The following is a 26,004-nucleotide window of genomic DNA, read 5'->3' as shown; positions in this document are numbered from 1 at the left end:
CCGCGCGTAGCATCACCGGCACCATCCAGAGCGGCTGAGAGATCTGGCTCGACGACGCCGCAGCAACCCGCGGGCACCACGTGCCCGGCCGAGGGTGCTACCGCCAGGACCGATGAGACGAGGCCGTTGATGAGCTACGCCGGTGACCTGACCCCCCAGCAGGCCTGGGACCTCCTGACGTCCGACGAGACCGCCGTGCTCGTCGACGTCCGCACGGACGCCGAGTGGCGGTACGTCGGCATCCCCGACTCCGCGGCGCTCGACGGGCGCGCGGCCCTGGTCGAGTGGGTCTCCTACCCGTCGGGACGGCCCAACCCACAGTTCCTCAAGCAGCTCGCCGACGCCGGCGTCGGGGCCGGTCGACCCGTGGTGTTCCTGTGCCGCTCCGGCGTCCGGTCGATCGCCGCCGCGCAGGCCGCGACCGCCGCGGGCCTGGGCCCGGCCTACAACGTGCTCGAGGGCTTCGAGGGTGACGTCGGCCCCGACGGTCACCGCGGTCACTCCGGCTGGCGCGCCGCCGGCCTGCCGTGGCGGCAGGCGTGAACCCCCGGCGCGTCCCCGGCCCCGGCGACTGGGACGACCGCCGCGCCCCGCGCACCGACCTGCGGCCCGACACCCTCGCCGTGCGCGGCGGGCTGGTCCGCTCGCAGTTCCAGGAGACCTCCGAGGCGATCTTCCTGACGCAGGGGTACGTCTACGACGCCGCCGCGGAGGCCGAGGCCGCGTTCGCCGGCGAGGCCGACCGGTTCCTCTACAGCCGCTACAACAACCCGACGGTGTCCACGTTCGAGGAGCGCCTGCGGCTGCTCGAGGGCGCCGAGGCGGCGTTCGCGACGGCGTCGGGCATGTCCGCGGTGTTCACGTCGCTCGCCGCGCTCGTGCAGTCGGGGTCGCGCATCGTGTCCGCGCGCGCGCTGTTCGGGTCGACCGTCGTGATCTTCGAGGAGATCCTGGCCAAGTGGGGCGTGCGCACCGACTACGTCGACGGGCACGAGCTCTCGCAGTGGGAGGAGGCGCTCTCGACGCCGGCGGACGTCGTGTTCTTCGAGACGCCGTCCAACCCCATGCAGGACCTGGTCGACATCGCCGCCGTCAGCCGGCTGGCGCACGCCGCCGGCGCGACCGTCGTCGTCGACAACGTGTTCGCCACCCCGGTGCTCTCGCGGCCCCTCGAGCTCGGCGCGGACGTCGTCGTGTACTCGGCGACCAAGCACATCGACGGCCAGGGGCGGGTGCTCGGCGGCGCGATCCTGGGCACCGACGAGTACATCCACGGGCCGGTGCAGACGCTCATCCGGAACACCGGGCCGTCGCTGTCGGCGTTCAACGCGTGGGTGCTGCTCAAGGGCCTCGAGACGCTGTCGCTGCGCGTGCGGCACCAGACGGCGTCGGCCCTGCAGGTGGCGACCTGGCTCGAGCAGCAGCCCGGCGTGTCGCTGGTCCGCTACCCGTACCTGGCGAGCCACCCGCAGCACGAGCTCGCGCTCGCGCAGCAGTCCGGCGGCGGGACCGTCGTGACGTTCAACCTCGCAGTGCCGGCGGGCGCGCAGCCCGACGTCGCCAAGAAGGTGACGTTCGGCGTGCTCGACGCGCTGCGGATCGTCGACATCTCCAACAACCTCGGCGACGCCAAGTCGATGGTCACGCACCCGGCGACGACGACGCACCGCAAGCTGGGCCCCGAGGGGCGCGCGGCCGTCGGCATCGGCGAGTCGACCGTGCGGCTGTCGGTGGGCCTCGAGGACCCGGCGGACCTCATCGACGACCTGACGCAGGCGCTCGACACACTGGGGTGACACCTCCCTGATCCCGCCGTCGGGAGCGGAACACTGGCGGCGTGAGCAACTCGTCGTCGCTGGTCCGACTCCTGGTCGGAGTGCTGGCCGGGGTGGTCGTCGCCGCCGTCGTCGGCTGGACGTCGGCGGTCGCCGCGGTCCTCGCCGGCTGGGCGACCGTGGCCGCGGTGTTCGTCGTGTGGACCTGGGCGGCGGTCGCGCCGATGGGTCCCGACGACACCGCGTCGCACGCCACGCGCGAGGAGCCCACCCGGTTCGGCGCGCACGCCGTCGTCCTCGCCGCGGCGCTGGTCACCCTGGTCGGGGTCGTCGTCGTGCTGGTCGAGAAGGAGATCGGCCAGCTGCTGCCGACGATCGCCGTGCTCGCCAGCGTGCTGGCGTCGTGGGCCGCGATCCACACGGTGTTCGCGCTGCGGTACGCGCGCATGTACCTGACCGACGGCGCCGGTGGGATCGACTTCCACATGCGAGAGGCGCCGCGGTACACCGACTTCGCGTACGTCGCCGTGACCGTCGGCATGAGCTTCGCCATCTCCGACACCGACCTGGGCTCGTCGTCGATGCGCCGGACCGCGCTCGGGCACGCGCTGCTCAGCTACCTGTTCGGGACCGTGATCATCGCGCTGCTGGTCAACCTCGTCGCGTCGATGTGACCGCTCAGAGCCGGACGGTCTCGTTCTCGCCGCCGTCGTAGCGCTCGCCGGTCACCTTGGCCTTGACCAGGCTGAACGCGGTGGTCAGGCGGCCGCCCTTGGCGTGCCAATACTCCGCCGTCTCCCCGCGGAGCACGACCAGGACCACGCCGGGAGTCTCCGGACCGTCGGGGAACCAGGCCTCGGCGGAGGTGCCCCACAGCTCCTTGATCTTGGCGCGGTCGCGGACCACCTCGGCGCGACCGGAGACCGAGACCCAGGCCGTCGAGTCCGCGAAGGCCGCGTTGGCGGGGCTGCCGCCCTCGACCTCGTGCACCTTGTGGCTGCCCTCCTCGGCGAAGAACCACAGGTCCCCGTCGAAGTCCACGTCCTGCACACCCATGGGCCGGCTCACCAGCGAGCCGTCCGCCGACACCGTGGTGAGCATCGCGATCCGCGCGTCCTTGATCAGTCCCGCGACCTTGGCCTGCTGGTCCTCGTTCGTCATGCGTTCCTCCTCGGGTGGCACGCCCGCGGGGCTGCTGATCGCGGCGGCCGGGCCACCGTAGGCACGCCGCGCCGGTACCGCATGTCGGAGGTGCGCGGGATGCTCGGTCCATGACGGACAGCGACTACGACGCGATCGCCGACGACCTGGTCGCGCGCGGCGCGACGCGCGCGCAGATGATGGGGCGCCCGATCCTCAAGGTGGGCTCCACCATGTTCGCCGGGCACGTCGGCGGCGACCGGTTGGTGGTCAAGCTCGGCCGGAACAGCGCCGAGCACGCGGAGGCGCTGGCGCTGCCCGGGGCGGCGGTGTGGTCACCGGGCGACAGCGGGCGCCTGTTCTACGACTGGGTCGCGCTGCCCGCCTCGGCCGAGGACGAGTGGATGAGGTTCGCGGAGATCGCGCGGCTGCGCGCGTCGAAGGCCTAGAGCACCCACTGCTCCCCGGCCTCGATCGCCACGGTCAGCACGTTCTCCGGCGGCGGGATCGGGCAGGTGGCGAACTGCGTGAGGCCGCAGGGCAGGTTCGAGGCGCGGTTGAGATCGAGCGTGACCGTGCCGTCGTCGGCCACTGGGCCCAGCGCGAGGGTGCGCGCGGCGGGGTAGGTGGTGACGCCGCTCGTCGCGTCCCGGAACAGCACGCTGAGCCCGCGGGCGCCGCCGTCGAACACGATGAGCGCCTGCGGGACCCCGGAGACCTCGAAGTGCACGGTGCCGACGGCGGTGTGGTGGTGCTCGAGCCCGTCGACGACCGCACCCGTGGTGACCGTGCGGCGCTCGTCGTACGGCTCGAACCGGCCGGTCAGCACCCAGTCCGGCGACGGGTCGTAGGCCGGGATGCCGTCGAACGCGGCGAGCTGCGGGGCTGCCGGGTCGTGCACCCGGACGATCGCGTGACCGGTGCGGCGGGCCACCTCGAGGAGGAGGTCACCGGCACGGACCGACAGGCCGGGCGCGCCCTCGACCGGGTCGAGCGTCGCGACGCCGCCCTCGACCGGCGTGCCGTCGGGCAGCTCGAGCCCCTCGACGGCCTCCACGCGCACGAGCCCGTCGGCGGACCACAGGCCCGGCACGCCGGCGAGCGCGCGGGGTTCGGCCGAGAGCCAGTGCAGGGCCGTGATCGCGACCCAGCCGTGCGGCTGGCGGAAGTAGGCCTCGCGCGTCGCGTGCCAGTCCTCCCAGTCGGCGAGGAAGGCGGAACGCTCGGTCGTGGTCGTCATCAGGAAGCCCTCACATCGGCGTCGGCGGTGCGGCCGAAGGCGTCGGCCGGCGGGAGCCCGAGGTGCTCGCGCAGGGTCGAGCCCTCGTAGGACGTGCGGAACGTGCCCCGCTCCTGCAGCAGCGGGACCACGGTGTCGACGAACTCGTCGAGACCGTGCGGCGTCAGGTGCGGCACGAGGATGAAGCCGTCGGAGGCGTCCTCCTGCACGTACCGGTCGATCTCGGCGGCCACGTGCTGCGGGGTGCCGACGAACGAGTGGCGGCCGATGACCTGGATCACCAGCTCGCGGATGGACAGGCCCTTGGCCTCGGAGAGCTCGCGCCACTGACGGGCGATGGCCAGCGGGTCGCGGAAGTGCGAGGCGCGGCCCTGCGTGATCGACGGGGCGTCGACCAGCGGGTCGATGCTGGGCAGCGGGCCGTCGACGTCGTAGTCCGACAGGTCGCGGTTCCAGACCTGCTCGACGAACGACCGCGCGACGCTCGGCCGGACCTGCTGGAGCTGGATCGCGCGGAGCTTCTCTTCGGCCTCGGCCTCGGTGTCCCCCAGCACGAACGACGCGGCGGGCAGGATCAGCAGGTCCTCGGAGCGCCGGCCGTACGCGGCCAGCCGTCCCTTCACGTCCGTGTAGAACGCCTTGCCGTCGGCGAGCTCGCTGTGCCGGGAGAAGACCGCGTCCGCCACCTGCGCGGCGAGCTCGCGGCCGCCGTCGGAGTCGCCGGCCTGCAGGATCACCGGGTGGCCCTGCGGCGGCCGCGGGAGGGTCGGGGTGGCCTCGATGTCGACCAGGCGGCCGCCCGTGCGGACGGTGTCCAAGGAGCCCGGGCGGACGAACTGGCCGGAGGCCGCGTCGGCCACGACCGCGTCCGGTGCCCACGCGTCCCACAGCGCCCGCGCGGCGTCGACCACCTCGCGCGCCCGCTCGTACCGGTCCGGGTAGGCGAGGTAGCCGCCGCGACGGAAGTTCGCGCCGTGGAAGGCGTCCGACGAGGTCACGACGTTCCACGCGGCCCGGCCGGCCGAGAGGTGGTCGAGCGTCGCGAGCTGCCGGGCGAGCTCGTAGGGGTCGTTGAAGGTCGCGTTGATGGTCCCCGCGAGGCCGACGTGGGTGGTCACGCCGGCCAGGGCGGCCAGAACCGCGTAGGTGTCGGGGCGGCCGACGACGTCCTGGTCGACCAGCTGTCCCCGGTGCTCGCGGAGGCGCAGGCCCTCGGCCAGGAAGACGAAGTCGAACAGCCCGCGCTCGGCGGTGGCGGCGAGGTGCCGGAACGACGCGAACGACGACTGGGTGTCGGCGTGGTGGCTCGGGTCCGTCCAGACCGTGTGGTGGTTGACGCCCGGGAAGTGGGCCGCGAGGTGAATCTGCTTGGTCATCGGAGGTCCTTAGCGGGCGGCCGCGTAGCGGCTGACGGGGCGGGGCAGGCCGAGGGAGTCGCGCAGGGTGCTGCCGCCCCGGCTCGGTGGCAGGACCTCGCCCAGCAGCGGGAGGTCGCCCGCGAGGGCGAGCGGGCGGAGCGTGAGCCCGTCGGCGCCGGAGCGGTCGACCAGGTCCCGAAGCGTCTCGGCCGCGGTGGCGGGGCCGGCGACGACGGCGGCGGTGGGCCACGGCTCGAGCGCGTCGAGGTCGTCGAGGCGTGCGCGGGCGTCGTCGTCGGACGTGCCGAGCAGGACGTCGACGTCGAGGAGGACGATCACCTCGCGCCCGGCTGCCGCGGCCGCCGCCCGCACGAGCGCCACGGCGCCCTCGTCGGCAACCCGCACGACGTCCGCCCGGCGCGCGGCGACCTCGCGGGCGTGCGGCTCGTCGCCCCGGAGGATCACGACCGGACGGCCCTGGGGCGAGCGCGGCGTGATCGACGCGCCTTGCACCGAGAAGAACTCGCCCTCGAACTCGATGGCGTGCACGCGGTCGCGGTCGATGTACCGGTCGTTCTCGGCGTCCAGGACGATCGCATCGTCCTCCCAGCTGTCCCAGAGCCGGCCGAGCACCTCCAGCACGTCGTCGGCCTCGCGCCACAGGGCGGACAGGTCCCGCGGGACGCGCTCGTCGTAGCGCAGGGCCTCGGCGCCGGCCCGGCTGTCCCCCGCCGGCGCGGCGACGTCGACCTGCACGGCTCCGCGGCCCAGGCTCACGTGGTCCAGCGTCTGGATCTCCTTGCCGACGTGAAACGGCTCGCGGTAGGTCACCGGCACCACCGGGGCCAGGCCGACGCCGTCGGTGAGCGGCCCGAGCAGCGCCGCCACGCCGACCGCGTCCAGGCTGCCGACGAGGGCGCCGGGCCGCTCGACCGGCGGGGCCGCGGTGTCGTCGAGGATGACGAGGGTCGCGCCGGCGTCGGCTGCTGCTCGCGCGAGCCGGACCCAGTGCTGCGCGGCGAAGGGGTCGGTCGGGCTCAGGCGCCAGGCGGCCGGGTGGCGGCCCGCGGCTGTCAGCTCGATCGCGACAGGGAACGTCTCAGAGGTGGTCATCGTGTCTTCCGGTCGTCGGGCGCATCGGTCCTGGCAGGAGCACCCGCACCCGGTGGGCCGGGGGGTTGCTGCGACGTCGACGAGCCAGGTCTCTCGGTCGCTCGGGATGGCGCGCACAAAGTAGGAAGGGGTCGGCCCTATGGCCAGGCTTGGGACTGAAGATCCCGCGATGTGAGACTCAGAGGTCCTTCGCGAAGCACAGCGAGAGGAGGTCGTCCGCGTAGGGCGCGAACGGCGGCACGGGCCGGTAGCCGGCGGTGCGGTACAGCGTGACGGCCTCCGGCTGCCGGATGCCCGTCTGCAGGACCACGCTGGTCAGGCCGTGGGCGCGGGCGTCGTCCTCGATGGCGGCGAGCAGGGCGCGGGCGACGCCGGTGCCGCGGGCCTCGTCGGCGACCCAGACCTTCTTGAGCTCGCCGGAGCCGTCCGGGAAGCCGTCGCCGGTCGCGCGCAACGACGCGCACCCGACCGCTCGGCCGTCGATGCGTGCGAGCACCGTCGAGAGGACGCCGATGCCGTTGCGGGCGTCGAAGTCCTCGTAGGGCCCGACGTCGGCGAACTCGGGGTAGCGCGTGGACCCGTCGAGGTGGAACGCGTAGCGGAGCGCCGCGGCATCCGGGTCGTCCCACGGGACGCGCGTCAGCTCGATCGGGGGGCGCTGCCTTTCCCGCGGCGCGCGCGGCTCCTGGTCGAGGTCCTTGGTGAAGCAGCGCGACGACGTCTCCGTCGCGTACTCGCCGAAGTTGTCCATCGAGTGGTAGCCGGCCGACAGGTACAGGCCGATCGCCTGGGCCTGCAGCACGCCCGTCTCGAGGACGAGCCGGTGCAGGCCCCTGTCTCGGGCGACCCGCTCCAGCTCGGTCAGCACCGCGCGCGAGTACCCGCGGCCCCGCTGCTCCGGCACGACGAACATGCGCTTGAGCTCGCCGACGCCCGGCCCCAGCACGTCCTGGGCGTCGCGGATCGCGCCGCAGGCCACCGGCTCGCCGTCGACGCGCAGCAGGATCATCGCGAGGATGCTCTCGCCCGTCATCGTGTGGCCGATGTCGTCCTCGCCGTACAGGTCCCGGAGCTCGTCCTGCTGGGCGGTGCGGAGGCGTGCGGCGTCGGGGTGGTCCCAGTCGACGATCTCCAGCACGGTCAGCCGACGAGGGCCTTGAGGACCGACGTGAAGAACCGCAGCCCGTCCGTGCCCGTCCGGGGTCCGTTCGCGCCGTCCGGGCCGAAGCCCTCTTCGACCGCGTGCTCGGGGTGCGGCATCAGGCCGACCACGTTGCCCGCCGCGTTGCTGATGCCGGCGATGCCGCGGCGCGAGCCGTTCGGGTTCCAGCCCTGGTAGCGGAACACCACGCGGCCCTCGCCCTCCAGCTCGTCGAGCGTGTGCTCGTCGGCGACGTACTGGCCGTCCTGGTTCTTCAGCGGGATCGTGATGTGCTCGCCCACCGTGTAGTCGCGGGTCCACGCGGTGTCGACGTTGTCGACGGACAGGACCTGCTCGCGGCACACGAAGTGCAGGTGGTCGTTCTTGATCATCGAGCCGGGCAGCAGGTGTGCCTCCGTGAGGACCTGGAAGCCGTTGCAGATGCCCAGGACCGGGAGGCCCTTGTTCGCCGCATCGACGATCTCGCCCATGACCGGCGCGAACCGGCTGATGGCGCCCGCGCGCAGGTAGTCGCCGTACGAGAAGCCGCCGGGGAGCACCACCGCGTCGACCCCGTGCAGGTCGGCGTCGCCGTGCCAGAGGCTCACGGCCTCCGCGCCCGCGAGCCGAACCGCGCGCGCGGCGTCCCGGTCGTCCAGCGTGCCCGGGAAGGTGACGACGCCGATGCGGGTCATGCCTGGGCGTCCTCGTACACCGCGACGACGTCCTCGATCACCGGGTTGGAGAGGACCTGCTCGCCGGCCCGGCGGGCTGCCGCGAGGATCTCGTCGGTCACCGGCCCGTCGACCTCGAGCTCGAACCGCTTGCCCTGACGGACGGACGCGAACTGCCCGAACCCGAGCCGCGGCAGCGCGCCGGCGACGGCCTTGCCCTGCGGGTCGAGGATCTCGGGCTTCGGCATGACATCGACGACGACTCGTCCCACAGGGGGGCTCCAGGTGTTCGCGCGGCGGTGGGGGTCGCGGCGATTCTAGCGAGTGGTTCGGGGGGTCCTGCGCACGTGCTCAGTCGGTGGCCGCGAGGGCAATGACACGTTGCCATTGGCGACGGGTCGGTGGCCGCGAGGGCGTTGCCATCGGGGACGACTGCGCGCGGCCGGCCTCGCGCACCCCCGGAACCGACCGCGCGCATCCTCGCTGCTCACGCCTCCGCACTTGGCTGCGGGCAGATGCAGCTTGCCCTCTACCGCCTCCTTGCCACTCACTTCTCTCCTGCTCGCCCCTGCCCTCAGCTCCCCGATCCCATCTCGCGCGCTGCGACCTTCGCGTCCACCCCCTCGCGCCGCAATCGCGTCGAGCACGGCGGCATCAGGCCGACTCTATTTGCGCTGGTCAGGGGCGAATGTCAGTGGTCGGTCGTACAGTTGTTCGAAGACGGATCGAGCGAGGTCGGTGGCGGGAGGTGGCGACGATGACGGCGGTGCTGGATGCTCCGGTGCGCGTTGATGGGCGGTCGACCGCGACGCTCACCCCCGCTTCGGGCGCGACCAACGGGTCTGTGCGGCAGGGCTCCGCCCCCGCAGCCGCTACGGGGATGGACGACTACCCGCCGGTGGTGTGGGCGGACTCGGGGCACGGCGCTCGGCCCGATGCGGCGCCGGCGCCTGGTCCGGCTGGCCGGGTCGTGGACATGGCCGCCGCGGAGGTCCCGCTGCCGGGTGTGCGGGTCGAGGACTTGGTCGCGATGCTGACCTCGGTGCCGGTCGCGGACGTCTCGGGTGCGGCGTTGGTGAACGCTGTTGCGGCGTCGCAGCAGGCGGTCGCGATGCTCCAGGCTTTGCAGGCCGGGTTCGTGCGTGAGCTGGCGGACCGCACCCCGATGGACACCCTGGAGCGGGTCTCCGACGAGGTCGCCTGCGCCCTGGTCTGCACCCGCCGGTTGGCCGAGAACCTGTTCCTGCGTGCGGACGCCGTCGCGGACCACCCGGTGCTGGCCGACGCGTGGGCGGCCGGTGCTCTGGAGGCGCGCAAGGTCGACGTGATCCTGGCCGAGATCCACACGGGCGGGGCCGGTCTGGACCGCGACGTCATCGACCGGGTGGTCGCCGACGCCGTGAACCACGCCGCCGAGCTGACCGCCCCGCAGCTGACCCGGCACGTGCGCGCGATCCTGCTGGCCGCCAACCCGGACGTGCCGGAGAAGCGGCGCCGGACCGAACGGGAGCGGCGCGGGGTGTTCCTGGAGCTGGCGCCCGACGCGATGGCCCGCCTGATCGCCTACCTCCCCGCAGCCGAGGCCACCGCGGCGTTCACCGCGATCGACGCCCTGGCCGGCAACGCCACCGTCGACGGGGATGGCCGGACAGTCGATCAGCGGCGCGCGGACGCATTCAGTGACATCTTCACCGGGATCCTGGACCGGCAGGCCACCCCCGACGGCACCCCACTACCCACCCGGCACGGGCAACGGGCCGCCCTGCAGGTCTCTGTGGCCGCCTCCACCCTGCTGGGTCTGGACGACAACCCGGGGTTCCTGGGGTCCTACGGGCCGATCCCGGCCCAGGTCGCCCGTGAGCTCGCCCAAGACGCGACCTGGCGCCGGGTGCTGACCGACCCGGCCACCGGGCAGGTCTGCTCCGTGGGCACCCAGTCCTACCGGCCGGGTGCGGACCTGACCCGCACCGTCCAAGCCCGCGACGTCACCTGCACCTTCCCCGGCTGCCGGCAACCCGCCACACGCTGCGAGCTCGACCACCGCATCCCCTACGACCACAACCGCACCGACACCGAGCAGGCTCACGACACGCAAACGTGCGAGTCGAACCTGCACGCCCTCTGCAAACACCACCACCAAGCCAAGACCAAGGGCTGGTGGCAGGTCACCTACAACCCCACCACCGGGGTCTCGACCTGGACCGACCGGCACGGACTGACCTACGCGCGCAGTCCCGTCCTGGTCCTGGTCCCACCCGACGCGCTCGAGCACCGATCCCCGCCACCCGACATCGGCGACCCACCCTTCTGACGCCTCTGACCGTCTGACACCTCGGACGCCCCGCGGCCTCCATCTGAGCTGGCTCCTCGCGGCGGCTGAACCACACCCCGCCAGTTGCGCGCCGCTTCCGTCAGGGCTTGGGGCTCGTGCGATCCGGGGGTCGTCTACGGGTGTCAGTGGGTCGGGAGATGATGCGTGCATGAGCTCTCCGGCCCCTTCGACCCGCGGCTGGATCGGCCCCTACCTGCTGCTCGCCGGCCTGTGGGGATGCAGCTTCCTGTTCATCGCCACGGCGCTGCAGACGTTCGCTCCCACCCAGGTCGCGTTCGGGCGGATCATCGTCGGATTCGCCATGCTCGCCCTGATCCTGCTGGTCCGGCGCGAGCGGGTCCGGGTGGAGCGGCGTCGGATCGGTGACTTCGTGATCGTCGGCGCGGTGATGACCGCGATCCCGTTCGTGCTCTTCGCGCTTGCCGAGCAGCGGGTCAGCTCGGTGCTGGCGGGGCTGGTGAACGCGACGACGCCCCTTTTCACAGCGGTGTTCGTCGCTCTCCTGCTGCCGGCAGAACGGCCGGACCGGCTGCAGGTCGGCGGCCTGGTGATCGGGTTCGGCGGCATCGCGGTGCTGCTCGGAGTGTGGGACTCGGGCGCGATCGACCTGGTCGGCGGCCTCATGCTGCTCGGCGCCACGTTCTGCTACGGCATCGGTAACGCGTGGAGCCGTCGGCGGCTGACCACCACCGGCCTCTCGAACGTGGCGCTGCCAGCGATCCAGCTGGCGGTCGGCGCTGTCGTGATCCTGCCCTTCGCGGTCTCGACGCCGCTCGCCGGGCCGCTCGCCCCCGCGCCCGCACTCGCGCTGCTGGCGCTCGGGCTCGGCGGCACCGGGTTGGCGTACGTGCTGTTCTGGCGGGTGCTCGCGATCGCCGGCGCCACGGTGACGGCGAGCGTCACGTACGTGATCCCGCTCGTCTCCACGACGCTCGGGGTGCTCGTCCTCCACGAGGGGCTGCACTGGTACGAGCCGGTCGGCGGGGCGATCGTGCTCGCCGGTGTCGCCCTGACCCAGTGGGGCGCCGCCCGGCGTCGCGCAGCCGGTGCCACGCAGGCAGCAGCTGCGGCCGTGAAGATCCCCGCAGGGCCCGCGGTGGGTGCCGACTCAGAGGTCGGCTCGGGCGAACCCGGGTCGGTGCGCGCCGAACAGGGCGCCGGGCCTCTCCGCGGCTGACTGCTGCCGCGGGCACCAAGAACCGGGTGCGCCGCAGGTCAGGGGACGACGACCGTCATGCCTGGTCCGCTGGTCCCGGCGCCCAGGGCAGCGAGCGCGGCCGGGGCGTCGTCGAGGCCGATCGTGCGCCCGACCAGGCGGGACGGGTCGAGCTCGCCGGAGGCGATCCGGGCGAGCATGGCCGGGTACTCGTGCGCGGCCATGCCGTGGCTGCCGTAGATCTCGAGCTCCCACCCGATCACGCGGCCCATCGGCAACGGCGGCGCGGTGTCGGCGCCGAGCAGGAGGCCGACCTGCACGTGCCGCCCTCGCCGGCGCAGGGAGAGGATCGACGCGGCCGCCGTCGCGCGGCTGCCGAGCGCGTCGAACGACACGGCCGCGCCACCGTCGGTGAGCGCGTGGATCTGCGCGGCGACGTCGCCGGTGCCGTCGAGGACCGCGGTGGCGCCCATGTCCAGCGCGGCCTCGCGGGCGGCGGGGGCGACGTCGACCGCGACGACCCTCGCCCCGGCGGCGGCCGCGATCATCACTGCGGAGAGCCCGACGCCGCCGCAGCCGTGTACGGCGACCCAGTCCCCCGCTGCGACTCGGCCGTGCACGGTGACGGCGCGGTAGGCGGTCGCGAACCGGCAGCCGAGCCCGGCCGCGGTGACCGGCGACATCCCGGCGGGAAGGCGGACCAGGTTCACGTCCGCGTGGTGGAGGGCGACGAGGTCCGCGAACGAGCCGTCGTCGGTGAATCCCGGCTGGCGCTGCCGCTCGCACACCTGCTGCTCGCCAACCCGGCACGCGGCACACGTCCCGCAGGCGCAGACGAACGGCACGGTGACCTCGTCGCCGACGGCCCAGGAGCGGACGCCAGGACCGACCTCGACCACGACGCCCGCGAGCTCGTGACCGGGGACGTGCGGGAGCGTGATGTCGTCGTCGTGACCCTGCCAGCCGTGCCAGTCCGAGCGACACACGCCCGTGGCCGTGACACGCAGGACGACGCCGTCGTCGGGGCAGGTGGGCGAGGGGACCTCGCGGACGGCCGGGAGGACGCCGAACTGGTCGATCACGACGGCACGCATGGCGCCCATCCTCGCGGATGAGCCGGGGGCTCCTGACGCGCGGCGCGGTCGACCAGAGACGACGCCGCACGGTCGACGAGAGCGGCGCGGCGTGGTCGACCACAGGAGCGGTTCGACGAGAGCGCTCAGAGCGTGCGGTGCGTCCAGTCGCCGGCGACGAGCGTCCCGGCGACGGGCATGCCGCGCAGCGGGGCGGTCAGGGGGTCGGCGTCGAGGACGGCGAGGTCGGCGGGTGAACCGACCGCTGGCGCCAGCCCGCGGCCGTCGACGGACGACTCCAGCGCGACCCGCCGGTCGAGCGCCTGCTCCGGGTGCCAGGGGGAACGGCCATCGCGGGACCGGGCGACCGCGGCGTCGGCGGCGATCCACGGGTCCAGGGGTGCCACGGGGGCGTCGGACCCGAGCGCGAGCCGGACGCCGGCCCGGTGCAGCGCACCGAACGCGAACGCGCGGTCGGTGCGGCCTGCCCAGTGGTGGTCGGCCACGTCCCGGTCGTCCATCGCGTGCTCGGGCTGGACGCTCGCCACGACCCCGAGCGAGGCGAACCGCTCGACGTCGTCCCAGGACACCAGCTGCGCGTGCTCGATGGACCCGGCGGCGCCGGACGAGGCGAACGAGTCCAGGGCCAGGGCGTTGGCGGCGTCGCCGATCGCGTGGATCGCGCAACGCAGGCCGTGGCGCGTCGCGTGCGCCATCAGGGGCGCCAGCCGCGAGGGCGGGATGGTGAGGATCCCGCGGGCGTGCGGGCCGGTCAGGCCCGGGTACGGGTCGTGGCAGAAGGCGGTGCGGGTGTTGAGCGAACCGTCGGTGATGACCTTGAGCGGCCCCTGCGTGACGAGGCCTGCGACGAGGTCGCCGGTGTGCAGGTCCTCGCGCACGACGCGGTCGAGGAACTCCTCCCAGACACCGGCGCGGATCCGGAGCCTCCCCGGCCGGGCGGCGGCCCGGCGACGCCATACAGCGACGTTGTCGGCGATCTCGAGGTCGACGACGCCGACGACTCCCCGCGCGGCGGCCGCGGCGCTCGCGTCGTCGACGAGCGCGTCGGCGACGTCGTCGGGAACGTGGTCGACCGCGCCCTGCAGCGGCAGCCACTCGCTCTCGCGGAGCAGACCGGTGGGGTGCGCGCCGACGCCGAGGAACCGCAGGCCGGCGGTCGAGACCCAGGCGCAGTGCAGGTCGCCGGACACGAGGACCACGGGCACGTCGCCGACGGCGGCGTCGAGGAGCGCGGCGGTCGGCACGTCGGGCCAGAGCCCGTCGCGGAAGCCGTACCCGACGAGGGCGGTGCCGGGAGTGGGCCGGGGCGCGGCGGCGACGAGCGAGGCGGCGTGCGCGGCCGACGTGGCCGACGAGACGTCGAGCCGGCGCCGGGCCAGCGCCCACTGCGTGAGGTGCACGTGCGCGTCCCAGAGTCCGCGCATGAGCCAGCGGCCGTCGAGCGGCACGTGGGCCGCGCGGTCGCCCGCCGCGGCGGTCAGGTCGGCACCGACCGCGGCGACCCGGCCGTCCCGGAGCAGGACGTCGACGGGCTGGTCGGCGCCGACGAGCCGCGCCTGCCGCAGCAGGAGCGCGGCCGCCGGGTGGGCGTGGGCGGTGGTCGGTACGGTCCCCATGTGAGCACCGTAGAGGCGGGATACGACCCCACGTTCCTCGGTCCGCCGGTGCCGCTCCCGGTGCCGACGCAGCCGGTCCGCGAGCTGCCGTCGACGCACTTCACCGTGCTGCTCGACCCGGAGCGCCGGCTCGCGGCGGCGACAGCGGTGAACATCGACGGCGCCCGGCTGGTCGACCTCGAGCGCGGCGACGACTGGCACCTCGACCCGCGCGTCCCGGCCGACGAGCAGGCCGGTCCCGAGCTGTACGTGCGCAACGACCTCGACCGCGGCCACCTGGTGCGCCGCCGCGACCCGGTCTGGGGTGACCTCGTCGTCGCCCGGCGGGCCAACTTCGACACGTTCGCGTACCCGAACGCCGCGCCGCAGGCCTCCGCCTTCAACCAGGGCGAGCTCCTGTGGGTCGGCCTGGAGGACCACGTGCTGGAGTACGCGCGCGCCCACCGGAGCCGGCTGTCGGTGTGCACGGGACCGGTGCTGGCCGACGACGACCCGGTCTACCGCGGCGTCGGCATCCCGCGGTTGTTCTGGAAGGTCGCGGCGTGGGCTGCCGAGGACGGGCGGCTTCGGGCGACGGCCTTCGTGCTCGACCAGGCGAGCCTCGTGGCGGGCATCCAGGCCGCCGACGAGGTCCCGCCGCTCGGCCCGTTCCGCACGTTCCAGGTGCCCGTCGCGGACGTCGAGGAGCTCACGGGCGTCGACCTCGGGCCGCTGGTGGACGCCGACGTGCTCGCGCCAGTCGGCGCGCGGGGCGACCGCACGCGGTGGGTTCCGCTGGCCGCGCTGGAGGAGATCCGGCTGTAGAGGTCAGGCCGAATGACGGACGTGGGCGTCGCGGCGCGCGGGCACGACCATCGGGGTTCCGGTCTCCGGGTCGGGCACGACACGGCAGGCGAGGCCGAACACCTCGCGGACGAGCGGCTCGGTGACCACGAGCTCGGGCGGACCCTCGGCGACGACCACGCCGGCCTTCATGGCGATCAGGTGGGTCGCGTAGCGCGCGGCCTGGTTGAGGTCGTGCAGGACGGCGACCAGCGTCCGCCCGTCCTCGTGCAGCCGGGCGCAGAGGTCCATGACCTCGAACTGGTGCGCGATGTCGAGGAACGTCGTCGGCTCGTCGAGGAGCAGGAGGTCGGTCTGCTGCGCGAGGGCCATGGCCAGCCAGACCCGCTGCCGCTGGCCGCCGGAGAGGTCGGAGACGAACCGGTCGCGCAGGTCCGTGACCTCGGTGGCGTCGAGGGCGTCGGCGACCGCGCGGGCGTCGGCGGCCGACCACTGCCGCAGGAGCCCCTGGTGGGGGTAGCGGCCGCGGGCGACCAGGTCGCCGACCGTGATCGCCTCCGGCGCGATCGGGCTCTGCGGGAGCATTGCGAGCCGCCGCGCCACGTCCTTGCTCTTCATCGACGCGATGGGCTGGCCGTCCAGCAGCACCTCGCCGGCCCGCGGCTTGAGGGTGCGGCCGAGCGCGCGCAGGAGCGTCGACTTGCCGCACCCGTTCGGCCCGATGATGACGGTGAACGACGCAGGCGGGATCTGGACCGACAGGTCCTGCGCGACGACGAGCTGGTCGTAGGCCAGGGTCAGGCCCGACGCCTCCAGCGGTGGACCGTTCACGCGGCGCTCCTCCTCCACTCGCGGACCAGCAGGACCGCGAGGTACACGCCGCCGAGGGCGGCGGTGACGACTCCGACGGGGTAGACGACGCCGGGCACGGCGTACTGCGCGATCAGGTCCGCGACGACGAGCACCGCGGCACCGCAGCAGGCGGCCGCGACCATGCCGGGACCGGTCGACCGGGTCAGGCGGCGCGCGATCTGCGGCGCGGTGAGCGCGACGAAGGCGATCGGCCCGCTCACGGTCACGGCCGCCGCGGTCAGCAGGACACCGACGACGACCGCCCAGGTCCGCACGCGGTCGGCCGGGACACCGACCGCCACGGCGACCTCGTCGCCCATCTCCACCAGCTGCAGGGGTCGGGTGAGCACCAGCGCCGCGGGCAGGAGCACCAGCAGCGCGACGACGATGAGCACGACGTCCGCCCACGACCGAGCCGCGAGGCTGCCGTTGAGGTACGCGGCGACGACCTGCGCGTCCTCGCGGGTGGCCCGCGCGAGCGCGAGCTGCACGAACGCGAGCGACATGGCCCCGACCGCGATGCCGACGACGACCATGCGCAGCGGCGCCCGGAACCCGGCGCCGGACCCGAGGTAGACCGCGAGGATCGCGATCCCGGCGCCGATCAGCGCCCCGACCGGGACCGGCACGACGCCGGGCCACAGCAGGGAGGCCGCCGCGGCACCCGCGGCGGCACCGGCGCCGAGCCCGATGACGTCGGGGCTGCCCAGCGGGTTGCGCGTCACGGACTGGAACATGGCTCCCGACACGGCGAACGCGGCGCCGGCGGCTGCCCCGACCAGCAACCGCGGCAGCCGGTTGGTCCACAGCACCCACTCCTGCGCCCGCGACCCCTGACCGGCAACGACCGACGGCAGCTCGGCGAGCGGGATCCCGAGCTTCCCGGCGGCCAGCGTGACCAACGCCGTGACGACGACGATCGCGAGCGCGACCACGCAGACGACGACCGGCCGGCGGTGCCAGCGGACCGCGACGACCGGCTCCGCGGCCGGGCCCAGGGTGAGGACGCCGCTCACAGTCCGACCCTCCCCCGGCGCACGGCGGCGATGAGGAACGGCGCCCCGACGAACGCGGTCACCGCGCCGACGGGCAGCTCCCCGGGCCGCGCGACGACCCGGCCGAGGACGTCGGCGGCCAGCAGCAGGACCGGCCCGAGGACGAGGCAGTACGGCAGGAGCCAGCGATGGTCGGAGCCGGTGAACCCGCGGACCACGAGCGGGACGGCGAGGCCGACGAACGCGATCGGCCCGACGGCGGCGACCGCCGCGGCGCACAGCACCGTCGCGCCCGCTGCGCCGAGCAGGCGGGTGCGGCCGGCGCGCACGCCGAGGGAGGTCGCCGCCTCGTCGCCGAGCGCCAGCGCGTTCAGCGGCCGCGCGAGCAGGAGGCAGAGCACGAGCCCGGCGACGATGAACGGGAGCACCGCGCCGACGGTCGACGGCGGCCGCCCGGCCAGCGACCCGACCACCCAGTACCGATAGGTGTCGAACACGGTCGGGCTCGCCAGCGTGATGGCCTCCACCAGCGCGACGAGCACCGCCGAGACGGCCGCGCCCGCGAGCACGAGCCGTACCGGCGTGGCTCGTCGGCCTCCCGACCCGACGACGTAGACCGCGAGCGCCGCGAACAGGGCGCCCGGCACGGCGGCCCACACGGACCGACCGGTGGCGCCGCCGACCAGCACGGTCGTGACGACGAGCGACGCCGACGCCCCGGCGTTGACGCCGAGGAGGCCGGGGTCGCCCAGCGGGTTGCGCGTGAGCCCCTGGATCACCACGCCGGCCACCGCGAGCGCGGCGCCGACCAGCAGGCCGAGCTCGGTTCGCGGGATCCGCGAGGCCACGACGGTCGAGACGTACGACCCGTCGGGGCGCTGCCACGCCGCCCAGACGTCGCCGAGCGGCACCGCCTTCGACCCGACGGCGATGCTCAGGGCGACCACCAGCACGAGCAGGAGCGCCGCGGCGACGAGCCCGAGACCGAGCCGGAGCGTGCGCGAGCCCCGCACGCGGGCGGCGTGCGGGGCTCGGGCGACGGCGGTGGTCACGGGACGAAAGCTACGGAGCGACGTTCGCAGCGCCCGCGGTGATCAGCGGGAGGTACTGGTCGAGCGCCCACGGCACGCTCAGCGGCGTCGCCACCGAGACCGCCATGCCGAGCTTCGGGTCGAGCATCGGCACGTAGGCACCGGACGCGAACGCCGGGATCTGCGCCCAGAGCGGCTGCGCCTCCGTGGCGGCCTGCTCGTCGGCGTCGTTGAACCACGTGAAGAGCATCTGCGCGTCGTCCAGCTGGTCGGCGTTCTCCAGGCCCAGGGTCGCGACGAACGTCCCGGGCGAGGCGGTCAGCGTCGACACCGAGGGGGCGAGCGTCATGCCCAGGCCGGTGAGCAGCTCGACGCGCGGGTCGCCGGGCAGGTAGACCGACAGGGCGCCGGGCTGGTCGCCGCCGTACACGTAGGCGAAGGTGACGCCGGCGAGCTCGGGGTGCACCGCGGCGGCCTCGTCGATCGCGGCCTGGCGCTGGTCGAGCAGCGGCTGCGCCTTCTCGGGCACGCCGAGGGCCTTCGCCGCGATGGTCACCTGGTCCTCGAGCGAGGTCTGCCAGGCGTCGCCGGGGTACGCGACGACGGGCACGAACGCCGACAGCTGGTCGAACGTCGCCTGGTCGAGGCCCGACTGCGGGGCCAGCACCAGGTCGGGGCTCAGCGCGACGACCGCGTCGACGTCGAGCTCGGGGTACATCGCGATGGTCGTCGGGAGCTCGTCGCCCGCCCTCTCCACGGCCTCGCGGAACCACGGCTGGTAGCCGTCGGCGTCGCCGCCCCAGGTGTCCGACTCGATGCCCACCGGCGTCGTGCCCAGCGAGAACGCGATGTCCGCAGCGCCCCAGCCGAGGGTCACGACGCGCTCGGGCTTCGCGGTGATCTCCGCGGAGCCGAGGGCCGAGTCGATGGTGACCGGGAAGGCTGTGTCGGTCGCGTCCGTCGCCGACGGCGCGGAGCCGGCGTCGTCCGACGCACCGGCGCAGGCGGCCAGGGACAGGGCGACGGCCGTCGCGGTGGCCACGAGGGCCGAGAGGCGCGCGATGCGCACAGCGGTGCTCCCATTCGTTCGGGGTGGGCCACCGGCACAGCCATTGGAGGTGGCGCAGAATGAGGTAAGCCTAACCTCCGCTCGACCCCGAGCCCTCACCCCTCGGGTGAGCGAAAGGTCACACCGACAGCGGCGTGCCCGTCAGCCGCTCGTACGCCTCGAGGTAGCGGTCGCGCGTGCGCTCGACGACGTCGGCCGGCAGAGACGGGGGCGGCGCGTCGGCGGTGCGGTCCCACCCGGACGCGTCCGACGTCAGCCAGTCGCGGACGAACTGCTTGTCGAAGCTGGGCTGCGCGCGGCCCGGCTGCCACAGGTCGGCGGGCCAGAACCGCGACGAGTCGGGGGTCAGCACCTCGTCGCCGAGCGTGATCGCGCCGGTGGTCGGGTCGGTGCCGAACTCGAGCTTGGTGTCGGCCAGGATCACGCCGCGCTCGCGCGCGATGCCCTCGGCCCGGGCGTAGACCGCGAGCGTCAGCGAGCGCAGGGCCTCGGCATTCCCCGACCCGACCTGCTCGGCGACCACCTCGAACGGCACGTTCTCGTCGTGCTCCCCCAGCTCGGCCTTCGTCGCCGGCGTGAAGATCGGCTCCGGCAGCCGCGACCCGTCGACCAGACCCTCGGGCAGCGCGATCCCGGTGACCGACCCGGACACCCGGTACTCCGCGAGCCCGGACCCGGTGAGGTAGCCGCGCGCGACGCACTCGACGGGGAACATGTCGAGCCGGCGGCAGACCATGGCGCGCCCGGCGACCTCGGCCGGCACCTCCGTCGACACGACGTGGTTGGGCACCAGGTCCGCCAGCTGCTCGAACCACCACAGGCTCAGCTGCGTGAGCACGACGCCCTTGCCCGGGATCCCCGGGCTGAGCACGTGGTCGTACGCCGAGACCCGGTCGCTCGCGACGACGAGGACCACGTCGCCGAGGTCCGCGGTCGTGGGCGAGCCGTCGGGGACGTAGAGGTCGCGGACCTTGCCCGAGTAGGTGTGGGTCCAGCCGGGGATCGCAGAAGTCACGGGCCTAAGTGTGCAGGATGTGCCCTGCGGATCAGACGATCTCGTCCCCGCCCTCGAGACCCTCCGGGATGGGCAGCCCGACCAGGCGCACCAGCCGCTCGACGGTCTCCTCGACGAAGGTGTCCTCCGGTTCGTCCACGTGCGCCTCCGCCATCAGGCGTCGCACGTGCTTGGCCTCGACGTCGACGGCCCCGACCAGCAGCGCCCACTCGGCGAACGCCTCGGCTTCGGCGGCGAGGTCGACGGGGTCGCTCTCGGCCGGGTCGTCGAAGAAGTCGCGCGGCTGGAAGCCCAGGTAGAACCGCCCGAGCCCCTCGGGGGCGGGCCGGTAGTCGACGGTCGCGATGTCGCCGTCCTGGACCTCGATGCTCAGGCTGGGGGTCGCGGCGGCATCGCCGCCCCAGGCGCCGTCGCCGTACACGAACGTGGTGGTGGCCATCCCGCGATGATGGCACCCATGACGGAGAATTCCCTGCTCGTCGTGCTCGGCGGGCTGCCCGGGTCCGGCAAGACCACCCTCGCCCGCGCGCTCGCCCGCGAGCTGCGGGCCGTGCACGTCCGGATCGACACGCTCGAGCAGGCGATCGTGCAGTCGTCGCTGGCCGTGCCCGACGCCAACGAGGCCGGTTACGCCGCGGGCGCGCGGGTCGCGCTCGACAACCTGCGACTGGGGCTGCCCGTGGTCGCCGACTGCGTCAACCCGGTGCGCGCCAGCCAGGAGGGGTGGCGGTGGGTGGCCGACGAGGCCGGCGCGCGGCTGGTCGAGGTCCTCGTCATCTGCTCCGACCCCGACGAGCACCGCCGACGGGTCGAGGAGCGAGTCGCCGACATCCCGGGGCACCGGCAGCCGACCTGGGCCGACGTGACGGCGCTCGAGCTGGACCCGTGGCCGGAGGCGACCGTCGTCGACACCGCGGGGCGGTCCGTGGCGCGGGTGCTGGCGGCGGTGCGCGGGCTGACGGGCTAGAGGACGGCGGCCGCGATGTCCGAGCGGTGGTGCGAGCCGGGCAGATCGATCTGCTCGACGCCCGCGTAGGCCGAGGCACGGGCTGCGGCCAGGTCCGGGCCGACGCCGACCACCGAGAGCACCCGGCCGCCGGCGGAGACGAGGTGCGAGCCGTCGATCGCGTCGTCGTCGTCGCCGGGCGAGTTGAGCTGCATCGCCGTGCCGGCGTGCAGGACGTGCACGCCCGGCAGGGCCTCGGCGTCCTCGATGCCCGTGATCGGGTCACCGGACCGGACCGCGCCCGGGTAGCCGCCGGACGCGATGACGACGGTCACCGCGGCGTCGTCGCGCCACTCCAGGGGCGGCAGCGCGCCCAGGGTCCCGGTGGCCGACGCGAGCAGCACGCCCGCCAGCGGCGTCGCGAGGCGGGCCAGGACGACCTGGGTCTCGGGGTCGCCGAACCGGGCGTTGAACTCGACGACGCGCAGGCCGTTCGACGTCAGGGCGAGGCCGACGTACAGGACGCCCGAGAACGGCGTGCCGCGGCGGGCCATCTCCAGGATCGTCGGGCGCGCGACGCGCTCGACCACCTCGTCGACCAGGTCGGCGGGCGCCCACGGCAGGGGCGAGTACGCGCCCATGCCACCGGTGTTGGGGCCCTCGTCGCCGTCGAGCGCGCGCTTGAAGTCCTGCGCGGGGACCAGCGGCACCACGTCGGCGCCGTCGGAGAGCACGAAGAGCGAGATCTCGGGGCCGTCGAGGTAGTCCTCGATGACGACGCGCCCGCCCGGCTTGGCCAGGCACGCGGCGGCGTGCTCGAGGGCCTCGTCGCGGTCGTCGGTGACGACGACGCCCTTGCCCGCGGCCAGGCCGTCGTCCTTGACCACGTACGGCGCCCCGAACGCGTCGAGGCCGGCGGCGGCCTCCGCGATCGTCGTCGCGACCCGCGGCTCGGCCGTCGGGACACTCGCGGCGGCCATGACCTCCTTGGCGAACGCCTTCGACCCCTCGAGCCGGGCGCCCTCCGCAGAAGGACCGAACGCCGGGATGCCCATCGCGCGCACGGCGTCGCAGACCCCGGCGACGAGGGGCGCCTCGGGCCCCACGACCACGAGGTCCACCCCCAGGCTCGTGGCGAGCGCCGCGACCGCCGACCCGTCCAGCTGGTCGACCGGGTGCAGCGTCGCGAGCGCGCCGATGCCGGGGTTGCCGGGCGCGGCATGCAGCTCGGTGACCGCGGGATCGAGGGACAGGGCGCGCACCAGCGCGTGCTCACGGGCGCCGGTGCCGACGACGAGGATCTTCACGGCTCGCGAGCCTACCGATCCGCGGACGGCCCGGCGCCCTCGTCCAGGGGCAGCGGGAGCGCGTCGAAGTAGATGCGCACGCGCCGGCGGCCCGCGGTGTCGCCGGCCGCCTTGCGCTCCTTGGCGCGCTTGAGGGCACCGTCCAGGAGCTCCTGGACGGCGAGCACGAGCTCGTCCAGCTCCCCGACGGTGAGGTCCCCCGTCGAGCGGTCGTTGAGCGACACGGCCTCCCACTCCGGGGTGTCGCCCGCGACCAGCCACCGCTGCAGCACCTGCGCGCGCTCGGCCACGACCCCCTGCAGCAGGGCGTTCGCGGCATCGGCGGTCCGCGGGTCGCGGAGCATGTCGCGCCCGTCGAGGCTGTACCCGACCGCCCGCCACCACCGGTCACGGCCGCGCTCGTGGGCCGGGTCGTCCTCGACGAACCCGTGCTTCTCCAGCTGGCGGAGGTGGTAGCTGGTCTGCCCGCTGCTCTCGCCCAGGTGCCGGCCGAGCTGGCTGGCGGTCGCCGAACCGTGCTCGGACAGGTAGTCGTACATGGCCATCCGCAGGGGGTGGGCCAACGCCTTGAGCTCCTCCGGCCCGATCGCGCGGGCCCGGAAGGACAGGGGCTTGCTCTCGCTCATTCGCAGAGATACCTTTGCAGAGTTGTCTTTGCAGAGTTTCCTCTTCGATCGTACCGGGAGTCCACCCATGAGCGAGGACGTCGCAGCGCGAGAGCCCCTCGGCCGCCGCTTCACGGCGCACCTGACCGCCACGGGCCTCGCCAACCTCGGCGACGGCATCGTGCAGACCGGGGTCCCGCTGTACGCCCTGACGATCACGCGCTCGCCCGGTCAGATCGCGCTCCTCACCGCCGCCGCCTGGCTCCCGTGGCTCGTGCTCGGCCTCGCCGCCGGGGTCGTCGTCGACCGGAGGGACCGCAAGTACACGCAGGTGGTCGGGCTGGCCGCTCGCGCGCTGCTGCTCGGGCTCGCCGTGTGGCTCGTGGCGTCCGGGCACATGACGATCGCCGCGCTCACCGTGATCGTGCTGCTGTACGGCGTCACCGACGTCTTCGTCGACCTCGCCGGCTCGGCCCTGGTGCCCGACATCGTCCCGCGCTCCCGGCTGGAGGCGGCGAACGGCCGCACGCTGGCCGCGCAGCAGGTCATGGCCGCGTTCGTCGGCGGCCCGATCGCCGGCGCCATGCTCGCGCTCGGCGCCGGGTGGGTGTTCGGCGTCCCCGCCGGCCTGGGCGTCGCGGCGCTGCTGCTCATCGCCACCCGGATCCCGGGCACGTACAAGCACGCGTCCGCGGAGAAGCGCCGGGCGACCACCGAGATCCGCGAGGGCGTCGGCTTCCTGGTCCGGCACCCCGTGCTGCGGCCGCTGCTGGTGGCCGGCAGCGTGATGAACATGGCGAGCACCGGCTACTTCGCCGTGTTCGTGCTCTGGATGGTGGGCCCCGGCTCCCGCGTCGGCCTCGAGCCGGCGCACTACCCGCTGGTCATCGCCGTCCTCGCCGTCGGCGCGGTGCTCGGCTCGATCGCGGCCGAGCCGCTCGGCCGCCGCATCCCCGAGGTCCGGCTGCTCCTGGGCTGCTGGACGCTCGACGCGCTGCTCATGCTGGTCCCCGTCCTGGTCCCCACCGTGCCGGCCATCGCGACCGCCATGTTCTTCCTCGGGTTCCTCAACACCAACGGCAACGTGATCTCGCAGTCGATGCGCCAGCGGATGGTCGCGCCCGGGATGCTCGGCCGCGTCGGCGGCGCCAGCCGGACGCTCGGCTACGGGCTCATGCCGCTCGGGGCGCTGCTCGGCGGGTTCGTCGCGGAGCAGTGGGGGCTGCCCGCCGTGTTCCTCGGGGCCACCGTCGTCTGCGTCGCCGCCGTCGCCTACCCGATCGCCGTCGTCCGCCAGCGCATGCTCGCCGAGTTCGAGCTGCCGCCCGTCGTCGACGAGCCGGTCGAGGAACCCGTGGAGGAAGAGGCGCTGCCGCCCCTGACCGCCACGGTCTGAGCCTCAGCCCCGCACGTAGGTGGCGTGCGGGGCTGGGGCGAAGGCGTCAGCTGAGCAGCTCGTGCCGGACGATCGTGGCCTCGCGGCCGGGGCCGACGCCGACCGAGGAGATGCGGACGCCCGAGATCTCCTCGAGCCGCAGCAGGTAGCGCTGCGCGTTGACGGGCAGGTCCTCGAACTCGCGGGCACCCGAGATGTCCTCGGTCCAGCCGTCGAGGTACTCGTAGACCGGCGTCGCGTGGTGGAAGTCCGACTGGTCGTACGGCATCTCGTCGAAGCGGCGGCCGTTGACGTCGTAGCCCACGGCGACCGGGATCTTGTCGCGGCCGGTCAGGACGTCGAGCTTGGTGACGACGAGGTCGGTGAGGCCGTTGACGCGGGCGGCGTAGCGGACCACGACGGCGTCGTACCAGCCGGTGCGGCGCGGGCGTCCGGTGGTCGTGCCGAACTCGCCGCCGGTCTGCCGCAGCCACTCGCCGTCGTCGTCCAGCAGCTCGGTGGGGAACGGGCCCTCGCCCACCCGCGTCGTGTACGCCTTGGCGACGGCGACCACGCGGTCGATCCTCGTCGGCCCCACGCCCGAGCCCGTGCACGCCCCGCCGGCCGTGGCCGACGAGGACGTGACGAACGGGTAGGTGCCGTGGTCGACGTCCAGCATCGTGGCCTGCCCGGCCTCGAAGACGAGCGTCTTGCCCTCGTCCAGCGCCCGGTTGAGCAGCAGCGGGGTGTCCGCGACCAGGGGGTGCAGGCGGTCCGCGTGACGCAGCAGGTCGTCGACCGTCTCGTCGACCGTGATCGCGCGCCGGTTGTAGACCTTCACCAGCAGGTGGTTCTTCTGGTCGAGGGCGCCCTCGACCTTCTCGCGCAGGATCTTCTCGTCGAACAGGTCCTGGATCCGGATGCCGACGCGGTTGATCTTGTCGGAGTACGCCGGCCCGATGCCGCGGCCCGTGGTGCCGATGCGTCGCTTGCCCAGGAACCGCTCGGTGACCTTGTCGAGCGTCCGGTTGTACGGCGCGATGACGTGGGCCGCCGACGAGACCTTGAGGGCGGACGTGTCATGACCGCGTGCCTCGAGCGCGTCGATCTCCTCGAACAGCACGTCGATGTCGACGACGACGCCGTTCCCGATGACGGGCACGACGCCCGGCGAGAGGATGCCCGACGGCAGCAGGTGGAGGGCGTACTTCTCCCCGGCGATGACGACCGTGTGGCCCGCGTTGTTGCCGCCGTTGAACTTCACGACGAAGTCGGTCCGCGCGCCGAGCTGGTCGGTCGCCTTGCCCTTGCCCTCGTCGCCCCACTGGGCACCGAGCACCACGACGGCCGGCATCTAGATCACCACTCCCACCCTGCCTACGGTGCG

General features: G+C 73.9%; 27 protein-coding genes and 1 riboswitch. Of the genes, 9 read left to right on the top strand and 18 right to left on the bottom strand.

Features of this window, described 5'->3' with window-relative positions; genetic code table 11:
• The first annotated feature begins 18 nt into the window (after positions 1–18).
• Positions 19–119: riboswitch (SAM riboswitch) on the top strand.
• Between the two features lie 10 nt (positions 120–129).
• The 3 genes from AC1DT4_RS07715 to AC1DT4_RS07705 are packed head-to-tail and all read left to right on the top strand — an operon-like array spanning position 130 to position 2,449.
• Positions 130–543, top strand: coding sequence for a rhodanese-like domain-containing protein (locus tag AC1DT4_RS07715; RefSeq protein ID WP_477089196.1), 414 nt, complete (start codon positions 130–132; stop codon positions 541–543).
• A 59-nt stretch (positions 544–602) separates the two neighbouring features.
• Positions 603–1,796 carry an O-succinylhomoserine sulfhydrylase gene (locus tag AC1DT4_RS07710; protein WP_477089278.1) on the top strand — a complete coding sequence of 398 codons (1,194 nt, stop codon included), beginning with the start codon at positions 603–605 and terminating at the stop codon, positions 1,794–1,796.
• 41 nt (positions 1,797–1,837) lie between these two features.
• Entirely contained in the window at positions 1,838–2,449 is a 612-nt protein-coding gene (locus tag AC1DT4_RS07705; RefSeq protein WP_477089195.1) for a DUF1345 domain-containing protein, read from the top strand.
• Positions 2,450–2,453: 4 nt separating this feature from the next.
• Here AC1DT4_RS07705 and AC1DT4_RS07700 read toward each other — a convergent pair whose 3' ends face one another.
• Positions 2,454–2,936, bottom strand: coding sequence for a pyridoxamine 5'-phosphate oxidase family protein (locus AC1DT4_RS07700; RefSeq protein WP_477089194.1), 483 nt, complete (start codon positions 2,934–2,936; stop codon positions 2,454–2,456).
• A gap of 110 nt (positions 2,937–3,046) precedes the next feature.
• On the opposite strand from AC1DT4_RS07700, the gene AC1DT4_RS07695 reads away from it, so the two are divergent.
• Complete coding sequence (locus AC1DT4_RS07695; RefSeq protein ID WP_477089193.1) at positions 3,047–3,364, top strand: hypothetical protein; 318 nt, start codon at positions 3,047–3,049, stop codon at positions 3,362–3,364.
• On the opposite strand, the gene AC1DT4_RS07690 is transcribed toward AC1DT4_RS07695, so the two are convergent.
• The 6 genes from AC1DT4_RS07690 to purS form a co-directional block, all read right to left on the bottom strand.
• Complete coding sequence (locus AC1DT4_RS07690) at positions 3,361–4,155, bottom strand: DUF1684 domain-containing protein (RefSeq protein ID WP_477089192.1); 795 nt, start codon at positions 4,153–4,155, stop codon at positions 3,361–3,363. The two genes, AC1DT4_RS07695 and AC1DT4_RS07690, sit on opposite strands and share 4 nt — an antisense overlap.
• On the bottom strand, positions 4,155–5,531 hold the full coding sequence (locus tag AC1DT4_RS07685) for an NtaA/DmoA family FMN-dependent monooxygenase (protein ID WP_477089191.1): 1,377 nt from the start codon (positions 5,529–5,531) through the stop codon (positions 4,155–4,157). Before AC1DT4_RS07685 ends, AC1DT4_RS07690 begins: the two co-directional genes overlap by 1 nt.
• Before the next feature lie 9 nt (positions 5,532–5,540).
• On the bottom strand, positions 5,541–6,626 hold the full coding sequence (locus AC1DT4_RS07680; protein ID WP_477089190.1) for an LLM class flavin-dependent oxidoreductase: 1,086 nt from the start codon (positions 6,624–6,626) through the stop codon (positions 5,541–5,543).
• A gap of 178 nt (positions 6,627–6,804) precedes the next feature.
• Positions 6,805–7,764 carry a GNAT family N-acetyltransferase gene (locus AC1DT4_RS07675; RefSeq protein WP_477089189.1) on the bottom strand — a complete coding sequence of 320 codons (960 nt, stop codon included), beginning with the start codon at positions 7,762–7,764 and terminating at the stop codon, positions 6,805–6,807.
• Positions 7,765–7,766: 2 nt separating this feature from the next.
• The gene (gene purQ, locus AC1DT4_RS07670) at positions 7,767–8,462 is read right to left on the bottom strand and encodes a phosphoribosylformylglycinamidine synthase subunit PurQ (RefSeq protein WP_477089188.1); all 696 of its coding nucleotides are present in this window, start codon (positions 8,460–8,462) and stop codon (positions 7,767–7,769) included.
• On the bottom strand, positions 8,459–8,713 hold the full coding sequence (gene purS / locus AC1DT4_RS07665) for a phosphoribosylformylglycinamidine synthase subunit PurS (RefSeq protein ID WP_477089187.1): 255 nt from the start codon (positions 8,711–8,713) through the stop codon (positions 8,459–8,461). Before purS ends, purQ begins: the two co-directional genes overlap by 4 nt.
• Positions 8,714–9,417: 704 nt before the next feature.
• Between purS and AC1DT4_RS07660 the strand changes: the two genes are divergently transcribed.
• Together AC1DT4_RS07660 and AC1DT4_RS07655 are read left to right on the top strand one after the other, a co-directional pair.
• On the top strand, positions 9,418–10,752 hold the full coding sequence (locus AC1DT4_RS07660) for an HNH endonuclease signature motif containing protein (RefSeq protein WP_477089186.1): 1,335 nt from the start codon (positions 9,418–9,420) through the stop codon (positions 10,750–10,752).
• A 169-nt stretch (positions 10,753–10,921) separates the two neighbouring features.
• The gene (locus AC1DT4_RS07655; RefSeq protein ID WP_477089185.1) at positions 10,922–11,950 is read left to right on the top strand and encodes a DMT family transporter; all 1,029 of its coding nucleotides are present in this window, start codon (positions 10,922–10,924) and stop codon (positions 11,948–11,950) included.
• A gap of 38 nt (positions 11,951–11,988) precedes the next feature.
• Here the strand turns inward: AC1DT4_RS07655 and AC1DT4_RS07650 are convergent, their stop codons facing one another.
• A complete protein-coding gene (locus tag AC1DT4_RS07650; protein ID WP_477089184.1) occupies positions 11,989–13,023 on the bottom strand; it encodes a zinc-binding dehydrogenase in 1,035 nt (344 codons plus the stop codon).
• 125 nt (positions 13,024–13,148) lie between these two features.
• Positions 13,149–14,639, bottom strand: a complete 1,491-nt coding sequence (locus tag AC1DT4_RS07645; RefSeq protein WP_477089183.1) for an amidohydrolase — start codon at positions 14,637–14,639, stop codon at positions 13,149–13,151.
• Between AC1DT4_RS07645 and AC1DT4_RS07640 the strand changes: the two genes are divergently transcribed.
• Positions 14,640–15,443: a DNA/RNA non-specific endonuclease gene (locus AC1DT4_RS07640; RefSeq protein ID WP_477089182.1), complete on the top strand. Its 804-nt coding sequence runs from the start codon at positions 14,640–14,642 to the stop codon at positions 15,441–15,443.
• Positions 15,444–15,446: 3 nt separating this feature from the next.
• Here the strand turns inward: AC1DT4_RS07640 and AC1DT4_RS07635 are convergent, their stop codons facing one another.
• The 6 genes from AC1DT4_RS07635 to AC1DT4_RS07610 all read right to left on the bottom strand — a co-directional run bounded on the left by AC1DT4_RS07635 (position 15,447) and on the right by AC1DT4_RS07610 (position 20,823).
• Positions 15,447–16,253, bottom strand: coding sequence for an ABC transporter ATP-binding protein (locus AC1DT4_RS07635; protein WP_477089181.1), 807 nt, complete (start codon positions 16,251–16,253; stop codon positions 15,447–15,449).
• Positions 16,250–17,290 carry a FecCD family ABC transporter permease gene (locus AC1DT4_RS07630; RefSeq protein ID WP_477089180.1) on the bottom strand — a complete coding sequence of 347 codons (1,041 nt, stop codon included), beginning with the start codon at positions 17,288–17,290 and terminating at the stop codon, positions 16,250–16,252. Before AC1DT4_RS07630 ends, AC1DT4_RS07635 begins: the two co-directional genes overlap by 4 nt.
• Complete coding sequence (locus tag AC1DT4_RS07625) at positions 17,287–18,321, bottom strand: FecCD family ABC transporter permease (RefSeq protein ID WP_477089179.1); 1,035 nt, start codon at positions 18,319–18,321, stop codon at positions 17,287–17,289. The genes AC1DT4_RS07630 and AC1DT4_RS07625 overlap by 4 nt, the downstream gene beginning before the upstream one ends.
• Positions 18,322–18,331: 10 nt before the next feature.
• Entirely contained in the window at positions 18,332–19,369 is a 1,038-nt protein-coding gene (locus AC1DT4_RS07620; RefSeq protein WP_477089178.1) for an iron-siderophore ABC transporter substrate-binding protein, read from the bottom strand.
• A 118-nt stretch (positions 19,370–19,487) separates the two neighbouring features.
• Positions 19,488–20,384: a phosphoribosylaminoimidazolesuccinocarboxamide synthase gene (locus tag AC1DT4_RS07615; protein WP_477089177.1), complete on the bottom strand. Its 897-nt coding sequence runs from the start codon at positions 20,382–20,384 to the stop codon at positions 19,488–19,490.
• A gap of 31 nt (positions 20,385–20,415) precedes the next feature.
• On the bottom strand, positions 20,416–20,823 hold the full coding sequence (locus tag AC1DT4_RS07610) for a hypothetical protein (RefSeq protein WP_477089176.1): 408 nt from the start codon (positions 20,821–20,823) through the stop codon (positions 20,416–20,418).
• Positions 20,824–20,841: 18 nt separating this feature from the next.
• Here AC1DT4_RS07610 and AC1DT4_RS07605 point away from each other — a divergent pair, with 18 nt between their 5' ends.
• Entirely contained in the window at positions 20,842–21,351 is a 510-nt protein-coding gene (locus AC1DT4_RS07605; RefSeq protein ID WP_477089175.1) for a P-loop nucleotide/nucleoside kinase family protein, read from the top strand.
• On the opposite strand, the gene purD is transcribed toward AC1DT4_RS07605, so the two are convergent.
• Together purD and AC1DT4_RS07595 are read right to left on the bottom strand one after the other, a co-directional pair.
• Entirely contained in the window at positions 21,348–22,637 is a 1,290-nt protein-coding gene (gene purD, locus AC1DT4_RS07600) for a phosphoribosylamine--glycine ligase (RefSeq protein ID WP_477089174.1), read from the bottom strand. The two genes, AC1DT4_RS07605 and purD, sit on opposite strands and share 4 nt — an antisense overlap.
• Positions 22,638–22,648: 11 nt before the next feature.
• Positions 22,649–23,263 carry a helix-turn-helix domain-containing protein gene (locus tag AC1DT4_RS07595; RefSeq protein ID WP_477089173.1) on the bottom strand — a complete coding sequence of 205 codons (615 nt, stop codon included), beginning with the start codon at positions 23,261–23,263 and terminating at the stop codon, positions 22,649–22,651.
• Between the two features lie 67 nt (positions 23,264–23,330).
• Here AC1DT4_RS07595 and AC1DT4_RS07590 point away from each other — a divergent pair, with 67 nt between their 5' ends.
• Positions 23,331–24,638 (top strand): MFS transporter, encoded by a 1,308-nt coding sequence (locus AC1DT4_RS07590; RefSeq protein WP_477089172.1) that lies wholly within the window; start codon positions 23,331–23,333, stop codon positions 24,636–24,638.
• A gap of 46 nt (positions 24,639–24,684) precedes the next feature.
• On the opposite strand, the gene AC1DT4_RS07585 is transcribed toward AC1DT4_RS07590, so the two are convergent.
• On the bottom strand, positions 24,685–25,971 hold the full coding sequence (locus AC1DT4_RS07585) for an adenylosuccinate synthase (protein WP_477089171.1): 1,287 nt from the start codon (positions 25,969–25,971) through the stop codon (positions 24,685–24,687).
• Between the last annotated feature and the right edge of the window lie 33 nt (positions 25,972–26,004).

It is taken from the genome of Cellulomonas sp. P4_D11 (assembly GCF_056401915.1).
The sequence above is the reverse complement of the archived record's forward strand: the minus strand, read 5'-3'. Positions and strand labels throughout refer to the sequence as shown.